The organism is Clavibacter lycopersici (genome assembly GCF_003576405.1).
GTDB classification, from domain to species: Bacteria; Actinomycetota; Actinomycetes; order Actinomycetales; family Microbacteriaceae; genus Clavibacter; species Clavibacter lycopersici.
Genome location: NZ_QWGT01000057.1, coordinates 1 through 13,478, shown reverse-complemented (window position 1 = coordinate 13,478; position 13,478 = coordinate 1). Strand labels below are relative to the sequence as shown.

Below are 13,478 nucleotides of genomic sequence, written 5' to 3'. Positions count from 1 at the left end.
CCGCCGCGGAGCACGGTCATCCGGTCGCTGAGCGCGAGCACCTGCTCGAGGAAGTGGGAGACGAAGAGGATCGCGACGCCCTGGTCGCGGAGGCGGCGGATCACCTGGAAGAGCCGCGCCACGTCGTCCGCGTCGAGGCTCGATGTGGGCTCGTCGAGCACCAGCACGCGCGGCCGGTCGACCATGGCGCGCGCGATGGAGACGAGCTGGCGGCTGGCGGGGGAGAGGTCGGCGAGGCGGTCGCGGGGATCCAGCTCCGCGAGGCCGAGCTCCGCGAGCATGGCGGCGGCGCGCGCGTGGGTGGCGCGCCAGGAGATGCCGAGCCGGTGGCGCAGCTCATGGCCGAGCATCACGTTCTCGCCCACGCTGAGGTTCTCGACCAGGTGCGACTCCTGGAACGCGGCCTGGATCCCGAGGGCACGCGCGTCGGCCGGCCCGCCGAGCCGCACGGGCTCGCCGTCGACGAGGATCTCGCCCGACCGGATCCGGTGCACGCCGAGCAGCGCCTTGATGAGCGTCGACTTGCCCGCGCCGTTCTCACCGAGCAGCGCGTGCACCTCGCCCGGGTGCAGATCGAGGTCGACGCCGTCGAGCGCGACGCCGTTCGCGAACTCGACGGTGATGCCGCGCATGCGGACGGTGGGGCCGGACGCGGAGGAGCGGTGTCCGTCGGGTGCGGGTGCGGGTGCGGGCGCGTGCGGGGCCGTCGTGCCGGTCGGGCGGATCGACGTCGATCCCCGTGCGTGACGCACCTGGTGCTCCTCGGGTCCCGGCCGTGGCGGCCGCGTGCCGGGCGGTGCCGGGCGGTGCCCGACGTGCTCGACTGTAGCGGCCGGCAGGCGGCCCGGCGAGGGGTGGCGGCGGCGGATCCCCCGGGTGTCGGATTCAGTCGACGCGGCGGGCGGCGGCACTTGAGTCGCGCACCACGAGCTCGGCCGGGATGCGGCTCGACCGCGGGATCTCCCGGCCCTCGATCGCGGCGATGAGCACGTCGACCACGAGCGACCCGAGCGCGGGGAAGTCCTGCCGCACGGTCGTGAGCGGCGGGAGGAAGTGGCGCGAGACGGGCAGGTCGTCGAAGCCCACGATGCTCAGGTCTTGCGGAACGCGGATCCCGCGGTCGTGCAGGCCGTGGATCACGCCGAGCGCCATCTCGTCGTTCGCCACGAAGACGGCCGTGTACTCGGGCACGGCGGTGAGCCCCTTCGCGAAGTCGTAGCCGAAGTCGCTCGACCAGTCGCCGATCACGATGGGCCGCTCGCGCATGCCCCACGCCCGGGTGCGGGTGTGGAAGGCGCGTTCGCGGGCGCGCGCGTCGAGCCAGTCGAGCGGGCCGGAGACGTGCAGCACGTCGCGGTGGCCGAGCGACGCGAGGTGGTCGACGGCTAGCCGGGTGCCCGCGGACTGGTCGACCGAGACCGTGAGGAACGCCGGATCCTTCTCCGCCTTCACCACGAGCGTCGGCAGCCCCGTGGTGATGGTGCGGAGCACGGCGACCGACGACGAGCGCGGCGCGACCACGCACAGCGCGTCGATGCCCTGGCCGGTGAGGTGGCGCACGGCCTCCTCGGGCGTCGCGTCCTCGTCGTCGCGCAGCGCGAACGACGCGACCGAGTAGCCGCCGTCGCGCGCCGACCGCTCGATGGCCCGCAGGATGCTCGACGGCCCGTACTCCACGGCGCTCTCGATGAGCACGCCGATCCGGAGCGCCCGCTGCGTGACGAGCTCGCGGGCGGCGCTGTTCGGCCGGAAGTCGAGCTCCGCGACGACCTCGAGCACGCGCTGCCGCGTCGACTCCTTGACCTGCGGGTGCCCGTTGAGCACGCGCGAGACGGTCATGTGCGAGACGCCCGCGCGCTCCGCGACCTCGCGGAGGCCGAGCCGCTCGCCGCCGCTCCTGACGCTCACCCGCACTCCATCCGGCATCCTCCGAGGCGGCGACTCCCGTCGCGCCCGCCGGGTCGCGGGCTGGTCGGATCTCCCATTGCTGCGCACACCCTACCGGGGCGGATCCGCGCGGGACCGGGCGCGACGACCGCCGGACACCCGTCCGCGCCGATCCGCCCGTCCCGACCCTGGCAACCCCCGCCATGCGCCCGCACGCCGGACGCGAAGCGGAGCAGGGTGGAAGGGCGGCGGTTTCGCTGCATGAAGAAATAGGAGTCCCTATGTACTTCCACGCACAGACCTGGATCAACGAGATCGCCGACGGCGAGCCCGACCCCGCCGCCGCCAACGCGCTGCAGGAGGGCCTCGGCGGCCAGTTCGGCGAGATGCGCACGATGATGCAGTACCTCTTCCAGGCCATGAACTTCCGCGGCGCCGCCGCCAAGCCGTACCGCGACCTGATCCAGGGCGTCGGCACCGAGGAGATCAGCCACGTCGAGCTCATCGGCACCACCATCTCCCGCCTGCTCGACGGCTCGCCCGAGTACAGCGGCAAGCTCACCGACCCGCTCGACACCCCGGGCAAGGGCGGCGCGACGCCGCTGGGCATCGCGCTCGACCACGGCAACATCCACCACCACCTCGTGGGCGCCCAGGGCGCGCTGCCCGTCGACTCCGCCGGCAACCCGTGGAGCGGCAGCTACGTCTACAACTCGGGCAACCTCCCGCTCGACCTCCTCTACAACGTCATGCTCGAGTCGACCGGCCGCCTGCAGAAGTGCCGCATCTACGAGATGACCGACAACCCCGTCGCGCGCGCGACCGTCGCGTACCTCATCGTGCGCGACCAGGCGCACGAGAACGCGTACGCGAAGGCGCTCGAGACGCTCGGCGTCGACTGGGGCAAGCTCCTGCCGATCCCGAAGACCAACGCCGAGCAGTTCCCCGAGGTGAAGAAGCTCCTCGACCTCGGCCTCCAGAGCAAGCAGTACAGCTTCGACCTCGACGGCAAGAGCGAGGCCGGCCGGATCTTCCAGGGCGCGTCGCCCTCGAACGACGGCACCGACCTGACCGCGACCGAGCAGGCGCCCCAGGGCTTCCCGTCGACCATCGCGCCCGAGCGGCTCGAGGAGTTCGCCCCGGGCCTCGACAAGGACCTGCTGGCCCTCGTCCAGGAGACCGCGGAGCGCGAGCTCGCCGACATCGAGGCGTTCTACGGGCCCACTAAGACGGCCTGATCCGCCCTCCCGCACCGCATGCGCCGGCGCCGTCTCCTCGCAGGAGGCGGCGCCGTCGCCATGCGCGGGCGCCGGATCCGTCGACGCACCCGCCTGCGGGGACCAGGCTCGCGTGGGCGGAGGGGATCCCATGCAGCAGCGCATCGTCCTCGAGCACCGCGCGATCCGCGCATGCCGGGCTCGACGAGCCGTCCCGGGCGCTCCGCCGTCGCGATCGCGTCACTCGTCCTGTGCCTCGCGTCACTCGCCGGGTGCACCGCGCCCGACGGGCTGTGGCCCCGACTCCGTCGCCGCCGGATCCCGCCACGTCGAGCGCTTCCGCCGCCCCCGTCGTGCAGGTGGACGGCGGTGCCCGCGAGCAGGCGCAGGGGACGACCGGGGCGGAGGTCGCCGGGATGGTCCATCACACGCCCGCGTCCGGCGACACGCTCACCGGGGTCGCCGCGCGTTCCGGCCTCTGCGTCCCGGACCTCGTGGCGGCCGACGGCGGGAACCCGGAGATCCTCGCGGGCGTGGGGATCGTGCTCGCCCGCACCGCGGCCACGCCGCTCGCCGACCGCGCGCGCCTCGGCTGACGTCCCCGGGGGCGGGCTCGTCCCCGCCCCGGCCGGCACTCTCCGCCATCGATTACGCTGGCGTGGACAGACCTCCTCCCGGACCCTGCAGGCGGTACGACTCCGCGACCGAGCGCGCTCGGCGCTCAGCAGGACAGGGGCACCCATGGGGTCCGCACGCATCGACGACAGCATCGGCAGCACGGCACGAGAGCCGTCCCCGGACGAGCGCGAGGGCGGGGACGAGCGCGACGTGCGGGGCGCCACCGCGGGCGACCCGTCCACTCGGTTCGCGCATGCCGTCGCGCTCCTGGCCTCGATCATCGACGAGGAGACGGCCACCCGCTGGGACGGGCTCACCGGCCTGCAGGTGCTGTTCCTCACGAGGATCCGCCGGGCCGGGCACGTGACGAGGACCGACCTCCTCCGCGGCTGCCTCACCTCCCGCGCGGCCGGCTCGCCGGGGCTGTCCTCGCTCCTGCAGCGGGGCTACCTGGTGGAGACGTGGGACGGCGCCGAGTCCGTCCTGACCATGGGACCCGCGGGCAGGGACGTGTGCGAGCGCGTCGAACGGGCGCGCGCGCAGTGGGTGCGGCGCGCGATGGCGGCCGACCCGAGCGGCGTCTGCGGAGACGATCTGCGCCGGTCGGCCGAGGTCATCGAGCGCCTCGCCGCCGCCGTCGGCGATCCCGTGGGCGGCGCGCGCCAGCCGGAGCCCGGGCCGCGCTAGCGGAACGACGCGCGCACACGGCTCCGCGGCAGCGCCGGGAAGCGGCGGAGCGAGATGCGGAGGTCCTGCGTCGGCAGCGTCATGTCCGTCTCGCGCGTGGCCAGCCGGACGGCCTCCTCGACGATCGCGATCGTGATGTCCTCGCCCGGGCAGCGGTGGCCGGACGCCGCATCGCCGCCGCCCTGGGGAATCAGCGTGTTCGGGTCCCCGTCCCAGCCGCGGAAGCGCGTGGGATCGAAGGTCTCGGGGTCGTGCCAGAGCCGGGGGTCGCGGTTGGTGCCGAAGAGGTCGAGCATCACCCAGTCCCCGGGCGCGAAGGATCCGCCGAGACCGTCGAACGGGCGCGCCACCGTGCCGGCGATCACCGGGAAGAACGGGTAGAAGCGGCGCACCTCCTGCACGAAGCCGCGGAGGTCGGACTCGTCGCCCGCGGCGAACGCGCGCGCCCAGCGCGGGTGCGCGTGCAGGGCGTGGAGCGCGAAGTCGATGAAGCGCGCCACCGCGACGGTCGGGCGCACCAGGTTGAGGAGCTCCACACCCGCGGCCTCCGTCGTGAGCGGCGAGCCGTCGGCGTCGACGTGCGTCACCAGGTCCTGGAGCGGCGACCCGGCGGCGACGGGCAGCCGGCCGTCGCGGGCGCGGCGCACCACGTCGCGCGCCCACCGCTCCGCGCGGAGCCGCCGGGCGCGCGCCGCCCAGTTCACGGGGCCGATCGACGCCGCGCGCTCCACCATGTCGGCGACGTCGCCGCCGACGCTGCCCACCTCGTCGTCGGCCACGGGGATCCCGACCCAGCGGCAGGCCGTCCGCATCAGCACCTCCACGAGCTCGTCGTGCAGCCGCACCTCGGGCACCCGCGACCAGCGCGCGACGCCCGCCCGCCACTCGTCGTCGAAGGCACGGCGGACCCGCTCGATCCCCTCGGGCAGCATCATGCCGAGGAACATCGCCTTGCGGACGTGGTGGCCGTGGCCGCTCATCGCCTGGACGCTGCCCGCGTCCTGCAGCAGGTGCATCACCGAGACGGGCATGGCGCCGGCCCGGCCGAAGCGGTCCCCCTCGTAGAAGAGGCGCGACGCCTCCCTGCCGCGGATGCACGTGACCGGCCGGCCGGCGAGCCGCGTGCGGAAGGCGTCGGCCCCCACGGCGTCGGCTCCGCGGGAGACGAAGCGGTAGCCGTCGCGGAGGAAGCGGAGCGAGCTGTCGGGACCGGGGAGGCGGGGGATCACGCGGGACCTCGGGCGGCCGTCACAGCGCCGCGAGCAGCGCGGCGCACGCGGACTCGCATCGGCGGCACTCCTCCGCGCAGATGCGGCAGTGCTCGTGCATCTCGCCGTGGCGGGCGCACTCGTCGGCGCACGCGCCGCACGCGGCCATGCACAGCTCGAGCGCGAGGCGCGTCACGTCCACGCGGTCGGCCGTGTGCCGGGTGAGCGTGTCGAGCGTCGCGGTGCAGACCTCCGAGCAGTCGAGGTCGGTGCTGATGCAGGTCGCGAGCTCCGAGACGCCGTCCTCCGAGAGGCAGGCGGCGGCGCACGCGGAGCACGCGGTCGCGCAGGCCGCGCACGCGTCGATGCACGCGGCGAGGACCTCGAGGTCGAGCCCGCCGCGGTCGGCTGTCGAGCTGCGGAGCATGTCGAGCGTGGAGCTCATGGGGTCCTCCCGGATCGTGTCGTCGCACCCGCCGTCGATCCCTATGGGCCGGGCGGGTGCCGGGCGCCGGCGCGCCCTGTCCTCGCCACGGTAGGACGGTCGAGGGCGAGTGCCACGGGGCTTGCGCCCGAGGGGCGGGAGGCGATACCGGCCGGTCGGACCTGCGATCCTCCTGACCGGATCCGCCGCACCCGGGTCGCCCGCCGAGCCCCCGCCGTAGGCTGATGCATGGCCTCCGACACCGCACCCCGAGACCCCGCAGCGCCCCTCTACCTCGACGTCGTCGACGGCTGGTGGCGCGCCGCCAACTACCTCTCCGTCGGGCAGATCTACCTGCTGGACAACCCCCTGCTCGAGCGTCCGCTCACGCGCGACGACATCAAGCCGCGCCTGCTCGGGCACTGGGGCACGACCCCGCTGCTGAACTTCGTGTACGCGCACCTCAACCGCGCGATCCTCGAGCGCGACCTCGACATGATCTACATCGCCGGCCCCGGCCACGGCGGCCCCGGCATGGTCGCGAACGCCTACCTCGACGGCACCTACTCGGAGCTGTTCTCGGCCGCGACGCCCGACCGCGACGGCATGCGGCACCTCTTCCGCCAGTTCTCGTTCCCCGGCGGCGTGCCCTCGCACGCGGCGCCCGAGACGCCCGGATCCATCAACGAGGGCGGCGAGCTCGGCTACTCGCTGGTGCACGCGTACGGCGCGGCCCTCGACAACCCCGACCTCGTGGTCTCCTGCGTGATCGGCGACGGCGAGGCGGAGACCGCGACCCTCGCCTCCAGCTGGCACCTGAACAAGTTCCTCGACCCGGAGTCGGACGGCGCCGTGCTGCCGATCCTCAACCTCAACGGCTGGAAGATCGCGAACCCCACGGTGCTCGCGCGCATCCCGGAGGACGAGCTGCTCGCGCTCTTCACGGGCTACGGCTACGCACCGCGGATCGTGTCGGGCGGCTTCGACGGCGAGGACCACGTCGCCGTGCACGAGCGGTTCGCCGTCGCGCTGGGCGACGCGCTCGACGACATCACGCGGATCCAGCTGGCGGCTCGCACCGGCGGCAGCGAGGAGCGCCCGGCGTGGCCGATGCTGATCCTCCGCACGCCGAAGGGCTGGACCGGCCCGAAGGAGGTCGACGGCAAGCCGGTCGAGGGCACGTGGCGCGCGCACCAGGTGCCGCTCTCGGGCGTGCGCGACGACGAGGACCACCTCCGCCAGCTGCAGGAGTGGCTCGAGAGCTACCGGCCGCACGAGCTCTTCGACCGCGACGGGCGCCTGACGCCCGCGCTCCAGCCGAACCGTCCCGAGGGCGACCGCCGGATGAGCGCCAACCCGCACGCGAACGGCGGCCTCCTCCGCCGCGACCTCCGGCTGCCGCCGCTCGAGGTCAACGCGGTCGACCTCAGCGACGGCCGCGGGGTCATCGCCGAGCCGACCCGCGTGCTCGGCGGCTGGCTGCGCGACGTGATCGCCCGCAACCCGCTCGACTTCCGGATCTTCGGCCCCGACGAGACCTCCAGCAACCGGCTCGACGATGTGTACGAGGTCACCGCGAAGGCCTGGCAGGGCGAGGTGCTGCCGGTCGACGAGCACCTGGCGCACGAGGGCCGCGTCATCGAGATCCTCAACGAGAACATCACGCAGGGGCTGCTCGAGGCGTACCTGCTCACCGGGCGGCACGGGCTCTTCACGTCGTACGAGGCGTTCATCCACGTGGTCGACTCGATGTTCAACCAGTACGCGAAGTGGCTCGAGTCGAGCTCGAAGGTGGAGTGGCGACGGCCGGTCGCGTCGTTCACGTACCTGCTCTCCTCGCACGTGTGGCGGCAGGATCACAACGGCTTCTCGCACCAGGACCCCGGCTTCCTCGACCACGTCGTGAACAAGCGGGCCGAGATCGTTCGCGTGTACCTGCCGTTCGACGCGAACTCGCTGCTCGTGACCATGGACCACTGCCTCCGCGGCACCGACCTCATCAACGTGGTCATCGCGGGCAAGCAGCCGACCGCGAGCCTGCTGTCGCTCGAGGAGGCGCGGGCGCACGGCGCACGCGGCGTGGGCGTGTGGGAGTGGGCCGGCACCGAGGTGCCGGGGCTCGAGCCCGACGTGGTCGTCGCCTGCGCGGGGGACATCCCGACCGTGGAGGCGATGGCGGCGGTGCAGATCCTCAAGGAGGAGATCCCGCAGCTGCGCGTGCGGTTCATCAACGTGGTCGACCTGATGCGCCTGCAGGACTCGACGCAGCACCCGCACGGCCTCGACGACGGATCCTTCGACGCCCTGTTCACGCGCGACAAGCCCGTGATCTTCGCGTTCCACGGCTACCCGTCTCTCATCCACCGCCTCACCTACAAGCGCAACGGGCACGAGAACATCCACGTGCGCGGCTTCGTGGAGCAGGGCGGCACGACGACGCCGTTCGACATGCTGATGCTCAACGACCTCGACCGGTTCCGGCTCGTGATGGACGTGATCCGCCGCGTGCCGCATCTCGAGACCACCTACGCGGGCCTCTCGCAGCGCATGGACGACGAGCGCATCGCGCACCGCGTGCACACGCGCCAGTACGGCGAGGACATGGACGACGTGTCGGGCGCCCAGGGGCTGCCGTTCGCGGATCCGAACCGGCAGACGGCGATCGACAACGGGGATGACAATGCGTAGCCGGTGAGGCGCGGGTGCGTCCGCCGTCAGCCGCCGGGTGTCGCCTCGGCGGCCTCTGCCGTGGGCCCGTGGTCGAACAGGCCGATCGCGTTGCCCTCGCTGTCGCGCACGTAGGCCCAGCGGTCGGTCTCGTTGAGCATCTGGATCGCGCCCATCGCGGATCCGCCGTGCGCCTCGACCTCGGCGACCGTCTCCTCGATCGAGTCGACCGTGATCACGATGGTGGGGTGCGGCACGTCCGCGCGCCGGTGGAGGTCGCCGTTGATCCCGTCGTCCGAGCCGGTGAGGATCATGCCCGCGTCCTCGCCCCACGGCTCGTACCGGAAGCCGAAGACGGCGGAGTAGAACGCGCTCGCGCGCGCCATGTCATCGGCGGGGATCTCGAAGTGCTCGACGGCGGCCATGCGCCATGATCCTGCGGGTGGGGAAACGCCGTCAAGGGGCGGGCCGGATGCTGCGACGACGACGGCGCCGCCACCTCCGAGGAGGGTGACGGCGCCGTGGGCGATGCGGGGCGGGGATCAGCGGACGAGTCGCGCCCCTGCCGGAGCGACCCGCGTGATGGCCTTGGCGACGATGGAGATCGAGTCCCCGGCGCGCACGACGATCTCCGACTTGTCGGCGTAGGTGCCGCCGTTCCACCAGTAGGCCTTCTTCTCGGTGCCGCGGTGGTAGGTCACGGCGACCTGGTAGGTGCCGGGGGTGATGCCTTCGATGAAGGCCGACCGGGTATCGCTCACTTGCCTGTCGTACTTGATGACCCCGTTCTGGTACAGGTTGACGACCGCGTAATCCGAGTCCCACCCAGAGGTCTCGAGTCCGGTCAGCTTGGTGGTCACGGATGGGCTCACGGCCAGGGTCACGTTGACGTCTGCCATCCGGGTGCCTCGCGTGGCATGGAAGACGGTCGCGGTGCCGTTCCCGCCGACGGACTGCGACTGGTACGCCGGTGCTGAGCCGTTGAGGACCATGACGTAAATGCCGAAATCTCCCGCCTCGATGCCGTCGAACTCAAATTCTCCATTGGCGTCCGTCGAGGTGGTCTCCTCGCCGATGGGGTCGATGCTGCCCGTGTCGTTGTCATAGGGGTTGAGGTAAATCATTGCCCCTTGCACGGCGGTCCCCGTGGGGGTGGTGACCCGTCCACGCAGGGAGGCGCCCTTGTCGAGCACGGTGTTGATTCCGACGACTGCCTGGCCCAGCCTCGAGACAGTGACAGTCTGCGCGGATGGGCGGTCGTCCGACCCGCCATACCACTCGCCCTGGAAGCCACCTGGGTTAGGGGACGGAGACATGAAGTTCACTTTGTACACGCCAGGCTCGATGTCACGGAGCGTGTATCGGCCGAAGGAGTCGGTCTCCGTCCAATCCTCGAAGCGCTCATCGCCGCCTGCTCGGTAAGCAGTCACGGATACGCCGGGCGCCGCATCTCCTGCAGACGTGGTCAGGGTGCCGCTGATCGTCGCGTAGCGCGCTAGCACGACGTTTACGCGTACGGTGCCGTCGGATTGAACAGCGAACAGCTGGGCGTCGTGGATCTCATTGGTCTGGCCGTAGTACTGGATCAGAGATTCTCCGGCCACCACGGCGTAGGCGTGCAAGGCGTATTCACCAGGTTCGACAGCGGTGATGGAGAAGGCGCCGTCCACGATGTCCCACAGCGCGGCACCGGGACGACCTGCGGGCTCCAGGGAGATGCTGCCCTCCGTGATGAGGTTCTGCGGGCTGATCGAGTCGAGGTAGACGTTGCCGACCACCTTCCCCGTCCACGGCTGCTGCGGGAGCTGGACGTTCGCGGCGACCACCGCGGCTGTCTTGGCGCTAGTGCGCGCCGTCGTGGTGTAGCCGGTGGCCGTCCCGATCGCGGTGGCCGTGATCCGCTTGCCGACGTCCGCCGTGGTGGGCACGTAGTCCTGGGCGGTCGCGCCGGAGATCTTCACATCGTTCGCGTACCAGACGTAGGTGAAGGAAGGGCGCGGAGTCCACTCGTTCGGAACGACGCGCAGGGTCTGGCCGACCTTCGCGTCGCCGACGATCACCGGCTGGGTCGACGCGATCGCCGGCTTGCCGACCGCCGCGGTCGCGACGCTCGTCTTGCTCGTCGTGACGTAGCCCGTGGCCTTGGCGGTGATCGTGACCGTGATCGTCTTGCCGAGGTCGGCCGTGCCGACCGTGTAGGTCGAGCCGGTGGCGCCGGTGATCGCGGTGGTTCCCACGGTCCACTGGTAGGTGAACGCCGGGGCGGGGGACCAGGATCCGGTCGCGGCGGTGAGGACGCCGCCGACGGAGGCGGAACCGCTGATGGTGGGCGAGGACGCGACCGTGAAGGCCTTGGCGGCCGGCGCGGCGACGACCGCGGCCGAGGCCGCGCTCGTCTTCGCGGCCGACGTGTAGCCCGAGCGCGCGCCCGTCACGGTGACGGTGATGCGCTTGCCGATGTCCGCGGCGACGGGGACGTAGGTGGAGGCGGTCGCGCCGGAGATGGCCACGTTCGCGGCGAACCAGCGGTACGTGAACGTCGTCGGGACGGGTGCCCAGGTGCCGGGCGCGGCCGTCAGGGTCGCGCCGACCTGGGCGGTGCCGCTGAGGGTGGGCGTCGGCACGGTGGTGAAGGTCGACGGCGTGGTGACGGGCGCGGCGACCACGGCGGCGCTGGCCGCGCTGGTCTTCGCCGCGGTCGTGTACCCGGATCGCGCGCCCGTGACGGTGACGGTGATCCGCTTGCCGATGTCCGCGGCGACGGGGACGTAGGTGGAGGCGGTCGCGCCGGTGATGGCCACGTTCGCCGCGAACCAGCGGTACGTGAAGGTCGTCGGCACGGGTGCCCAGGTGCCGGGGACGGCGGTGAGCGTGGCGCCGACTTTCGCGGATCCGGTGATGGTCGGCGTCGGGACGGTGGTGAACGTCGACGGCGTGGTGACGGGCGCGGCGACGACGGCGGCGCTGGCGGCGCTGGTCTTCGCGGCGGTCGTGTAGCCCGTGCGGCTGCCCGTGACGGTGACCGTGATGCGCTTGCCGACGTCGGCGGCGACCGGCGTGTAGGTCGAGGCGGTCGCGCCGGTGACGGCCACGTTCGCCACGAACCAGCGGTAGGCGAAGGTCGTCGGGACGGGCGCCCAGGTGCCGGTGGCGGCGGTGAGCGGCGTGCCGACCTTCGGGGTCCCGCTGATCGTCGGCGTCGGCACCGTCGTGAAGGCGACGGGAGAAGGAGCGGCGACCACCGTCGCGGTGGCGGCGCTCGACTTGGCGAGCGACGTGTAGCCGGCCTTGTTCGCGGTCACCGTGAGGGTGATCTTCTTGGCCGCGTCCGCCGCGACGAGCGTGTACGCGGACCCGGTGGCGCCGGAGATCGCGACCCCGTTGCTCCACCACTTGAAGGTGAAGGAGTCGGGCTGCGGTGCCCAGGTGCCGGTCACGGCGAAGAGGGTGGAGCCGACCTGCGCGGTGCCGGTGATGGACGGCTGGGGCGCGGTGGTGAACGTGACGGCGGCGGTGGACGAGCCGGCGGACGGGGACGCGTCGGCGGCGATGGCGCTGGTCGCCATGCCCGCCTGCGCGGAGGCCACGAGGGCGATCGAGAGGAGGCCGACGAGGGCGCGTCGGCGTGCGGTTGTCATGGTGCTCCTGGATCCGGGGGCCGCTTCGGGTGCGACCGTCGGCCATGCTTACAGCCTTCTCGCAGGTGCTGTCGTGTACCCAGTTCGGGCTCCGGGCGGGCAATGTCCTCCCGACCGGCCGTTCGGGGGGCGGCGCACATTTCCTCGGTGCGCTAAACATGGGTCGCTCGCGTACCCGACGCGACCTTCTCGAGGAGTGCATGTGCTCATCCCCGCCCACGGTCCTGCTGCGCCCGGACGCCGATCCCGACTCCATCTGACCGGCTCGGCGCTCGCCTTCGCCCTGGTCCTCTCCGCCGTCGCCCTCCCGGCCGACGTCGCCGGTGCCGTGTCCCGAGAGGCCGCATCGTCGATCTCCGCGCCGGCGAAGGTCGCCGCCAAGCCCGCCGTGCCGTTCACCGCGACTCCGACGCCGACCATCACGGGCAAGGCCCTCGTCGGCCAGACGCTCACCGCGGTCCCCGGGGCGTGGAAGCCCGTCGGCGCGGTGTTCTCGTACCAGTGGTCGGCGGGCGAGACGGCGATCCCCGGTGCGACGCGGAAGTCCTACACGGTCGCCGGGACGGATCTCGGCCGCGCGATCTCCGTCCGCGTCGTCGCGACGCGCACGGGGAGCATCACCGCCGACCGCCGCAGCGCGAGCACCGCCGCCGTCGCGCTGCCCGGGTTCACGTCCGCGGCCGTGCCGACCATCGCCGGCACTCTCGTCGTCGGATCCACGCTCACGGTCCGCCCGGGCGGCTGGAGCCCGTCGCCCGCCCTCTCCTACGCGTGGATGCGGGACGGCGTCCTCATCGCGGGAGCCACGGCGACGACCTACAAGCTGGCCCCCGGTGACGCCGGGGCGCGGATCACCGCGACGGTCACGGGCACCCGCACCGGCGTGCAGACCCGCACGCAGCGGAGCCTGCCGACCAAGGCCGTCGCACCGGCGCCCGTGCCGAAGCCGACCCCGGTGCCGACGGCCAAGCCGACCGCGAAGCCCACCGTCGCGCCGACCCCGGTGCCCACCGCGAAGCCCACCGTCGCGCCGACGACGGCCCCCGTCCCGACGCCGGCATGCAGCCGTCCGCCGACTCGCTGCAGATCGGCAACTACATCGGCGCGCTCCTGCAGTGGAAGGAGATGCAGA

The 13,478-nt window shown here is 72.5% G+C and carries 10 protein-coding genes and 1 pseudogene; 5 read left to right on the top strand and 6 right to left on the bottom strand.

Annotated features, from left to right (window positions below):
• The coding region (locus DZG00_RS05945; protein ID WP_233550087.1) for an ATP-binding cassette domain-containing protein at positions 1-632 on the bottom strand (632 nt) is incomplete at its 3' end.
• 253 nt (positions 633-885) lie between these two features.
• Entirely contained in the window at positions 886-1,908 is a 1,023-nt protein-coding gene (locus tag DZG00_RS05940) for a LacI family DNA-binding transcriptional regulator (protein ID WP_119382437.1), read from the bottom strand.
• Between the two features lie 260 nt (positions 1,909-2,168).
• Between DZG00_RS05940 and DZG00_RS05935 the strand changes: the two genes are divergently transcribed.
• The 3 genes from DZG00_RS05935 to DZG00_RS05925 all read left to right on the top strand — a co-directional run bounded on the left by DZG00_RS05935 (position 2,169) and on the right by DZG00_RS05925 (position 4,409).
• Complete coding sequence (locus DZG00_RS05935) at positions 2,169-3,125, top strand: manganese catalase family protein (RefSeq protein ID WP_119382434.1); 957 nt, start codon at positions 2,169-2,171, stop codon at positions 3,123-3,125.
• 395 nt (positions 3,126-3,520) lie between these two features.
• On the top strand, positions 3,521-3,700 hold the full coding sequence (locus DZG00_RS05930) for a LysM peptidoglycan-binding domain-containing protein (protein ID WP_147359935.1): 180 nt from the start codon (positions 3,521-3,523) through the stop codon (positions 3,698-3,700).
• Positions 3,701-3,845: 145 nt separating this feature from the next.
• Positions 3,846-4,409: a helix-turn-helix domain-containing protein gene (locus DZG00_RS05925; protein ID WP_119382436.1), complete on the top strand. Its 564-nt coding sequence runs from the start codon at positions 3,846-3,848 to the stop codon at positions 4,407-4,409.
• Here the strand turns inward: DZG00_RS05925 and DZG00_RS05920 are convergent.
• Together DZG00_RS05920 and DZG00_RS05915 are read right to left on the bottom strand one after the other, a co-directional pair.
• The gene (locus DZG00_RS05920; protein WP_119455458.1) at positions 4,406-5,638 is read right to left on the bottom strand and encodes a cytochrome P450; all 1,233 of its coding nucleotides are present in this window, start codon (positions 5,636-5,638) and stop codon (positions 4,406-4,408) included. The two genes, DZG00_RS05925 and DZG00_RS05920, sit on opposite strands and share 4 nt — an antisense overlap.
• A 19-nt stretch (positions 5,639-5,657) precedes the next feature.
• On the bottom strand, positions 5,658-6,062 hold the full coding sequence (locus DZG00_RS05915; RefSeq protein ID WP_119381661.1) for a four-helix bundle copper-binding protein: 405 nt from the start codon (positions 6,060-6,062) through the stop codon (positions 5,658-5,660).
• Between the two features lie 228 nt (positions 6,063-6,290).
• Between DZG00_RS05915 and DZG00_RS05910 the strand changes: the two genes are divergently transcribed.
• Positions 6,291-8,729 (top strand): phosphoketolase family protein, encoded by a 2,439-nt coding sequence (locus tag DZG00_RS05910; protein ID WP_119381662.1) that lies wholly within the window; start codon positions 6,291-6,293, stop codon positions 8,727-8,729.
• Between the two features lie 26 nt (positions 8,730-8,755).
• Here the strand turns inward: DZG00_RS05910 and DZG00_RS05905 are convergent, their stop codons facing one another.
• Together DZG00_RS05905 and DZG00_RS05900 are read right to left on the bottom strand one after the other, a co-directional pair.
• A complete protein-coding gene (locus tag DZG00_RS05905) occupies positions 8,756-9,133 on the bottom strand; it encodes a VOC family protein (RefSeq protein WP_119381663.1) in 378 nt (125 codons plus the stop codon).
• A 117-nt stretch (positions 9,134-9,250) separates the two neighbouring features.
• Positions 9,251-12,346 (bottom strand): carboxypeptidase regulatory-like domain-containing protein, encoded by a 3,096-nt coding sequence (locus DZG00_RS05900; protein WP_119381664.1) that lies wholly within the window; start codon positions 12,344-12,346, stop codon positions 9,251-9,253.
• A gap of 202 nt (positions 12,347-12,548) precedes the next feature.
• Here DZG00_RS05900 and DZG00_RS05895 point away from each other — a divergent pair.
• Positions 12,549-13,478 (top strand): annotated as a pseudogene (locus DZG00_RS05895) (sialate O-acetylesterase); the annotation flags it as partial.

Coding starts and splice junctions, on each gene's coding strand:
- DZG00_RS05930 (WP_147359935.1), top strand. CDS start 3,521: ATGGTCCATCACACGCCCGCGTCCGGCGACACGCTCACCGGGGTCGCC.
- DZG00_RS05935 (WP_119382434.1), top strand. CDS start 2,169: ATGTACTTCCACGCACAGACCTGGATCAACGAGATCGCCGACGGCGAG.
- DZG00_RS05910 (WP_119381662.1), top strand. CDS start 6,291: ATGGCCTCCGACACCGCACCCCGAGACCCCGCAGCGCCCCTCTACCTC.
- DZG00_RS05915 (WP_119381661.1), bottom strand. CDS start 6,062: ATGAGCTCCACGCTCGACATGCTCCGCAGCTCGACAGCCGACCGCGGC.
- DZG00_RS05900 (WP_119381664.1), bottom strand. CDS start 12,346: ATGACAACCGCACGCCGACGCGCCCTCGTCGGCCTCCTCTCGATCGCC.
- DZG00_RS05925 (WP_119382436.1), top strand. CDS start 3,846: ATGGGGTCCGCACGCATCGACGACAGCATCGGCAGCACGGCACGAGAG.
- DZG00_RS05905 (WP_119381663.1), bottom strand. CDS start 9,133: ATGGCCGCCGTCGAGCACTTCGAGATCCCCGCCGATGACATGGCGCGC.